This window comes from Hyphomonas sp. UBA3601, from assembly GCF_002375605.1.
Taxonomy (GTDB): Bacteria; Pseudomonadota; Alphaproteobacteria; order Caulobacterales; family Hyphomonadaceae; genus Hyphomonas.
On the sequence record NZ_DFME01000046.1, the window covers coordinates 28166 to 29649 of the forward strand.

At 59.0% G+C, this 1484-nt stretch carries 2 protein-coding genes and 1 pseudogene; 1 reads left to right on the forward strand and 2 read right to left on the reverse strand.

Annotated elements, in window-relative coordinates; translation table 11 throughout:
• Positions 1-488: pseudogene (locus tag B4F73_RS05275) on the forward strand (alpha/beta fold hydrolase); the annotation flags it as partial.
• A 307-nt stretch (positions 489-795) separates the two neighbouring features.
• On the opposite strand, the gene nusB reads toward B4F73_RS05275, so the two are convergent.
• Positions 796-1263 (reverse strand): transcription antitermination factor NusB, encoded by a 468-nt coding sequence (gene nusB / locus B4F73_RS05280; protein ID WP_206990412.1) that lies wholly within the window; start codon positions 1261-1263, stop codon positions 796-798.
• A partial coding sequence (locus B4F73_RS05285) for a 6,7-dimethyl-8-ribityllumazine synthase (RefSeq protein WP_290482664.1) occupies positions 1260-1484 on the reverse strand: 225 nt, incomplete at its 5' end. The genes B4F73_RS05285 and nusB, both read right to left, overlap by 4 nt.

The window sequence follows — 1484 nt, forward strand, 5'->3', positions numbered from 1 at the left end:
GCGCCATGCAGCGCGAAGGGGCCTATCTGATGCAGCAGATGACCAAGCCCCAGACGCTGGCGATGGCGCTAATGGATTCCCCGGTCGGCACTGCAGCGTGGATCATCGAGAAATTCAATGGCTGGTCAGACCTGTCCGACGGCGGACTTTTGGATACCTACTCAAAAGACCAGCTGCTCACCAATGTGATGATCTATCTGGTCAATGATGCCATGGCCACCAGCGTCTGGTTCTACAATGGCTTTGCGCAGGAAGGTGGCAATGCCCTGCCAGAAGGCGTCCGGTGTGAAACGCCGACGGCGTTCGCGAACTTCCCCGGCGAGCCCGTCTACAAACCCGCGCCGCGGAGCTGGTTCGAGAGAGCCTACAACCTCACCCGTTGGACGGATTTGCCGCGCGGCGGTCATTTCGCAGCGATGGAAGAGCCCGAACTATATGTCGAAGAGATCCGCGCCTGGGGTAACAGCGTAACTGAGCCTGAGGGCTGATGGCTGCCTGTCCGCAGGGTGATCCCAACCGAGCCGGGCGATGACGCGTCACCAATCCGACCGCCGGGTGAGCCGTTTATCTTGGCCGGGCTGCGGGGTTTTCGTCTTCTTCCGCAGCTAGGTCTGGTGAAATCCAGCAGTCTGGTCTGGCAACCAGTTGAATTTCACTGCGCGGATGGGACGGGCCCCAATGCATGGGGGCACCTACTATCCAGTAATTTGACTAATCGTCCTCGTGACAGCGGAGCCCTGCTCCCATCCGCAAGGACCGATCCCTGCACAAACCGGATGGCATCCGCCAGTCCGGCTATTTGCGCAGGTCCTTGGCCAGATTGTCCAGCACGGCATTGGCAAATTTCGCTTCCTGCTCGTCGAAGAAATCATGCGCCAGAGACACGTACTCATCCAGGATGATGGCGTTCGACAAATGTTGGTGCGCGATGAATTCAGCGGAACCCGCGCGTAAAAGCGCGCGCATGGTTGCATCGAGCCGGGTCAGCTTCCATCCGTTTGCCAGCCTCCCAAGGATCGCCTTGTCGATGGCTGCCTGATGATCAACGACCGCGTTCACGATAGATTTGAAAATATCGGGATCGGCTTCCTCGATCGGTTCTTCATTCGGACCAATGCCGAGCCGGTCTTCCATGAAGGCGCGAATGGTCGCGCGGGCCGACTTGCCGGTCTGCTCCATTTCATAAAGCGCCTGAACGGCTGCGAGGCGCGCTCCCGCCCGCCTCGCCCGTGTAACCTCGAAGGGTATATTCTGGTCGTTCACCGAATGAGTTCCTTGCGGAATTTGATCATGGCCAAACAGGCGTCTGCGGCATCCTTGCCCTTATTGCCGCGCTTTCGGTCAGCGCGGGCGAGCGCCTGCTCTTCATTCTCGACAGTCAGGATGCCGTAGCCAATCGCCTGACGACGCTGCACGATCAGATCCATCAGACCGCGGGCGCTTTCACCACAGACATAGTCGTAATGGCTGGTTTCGCCCCGGAT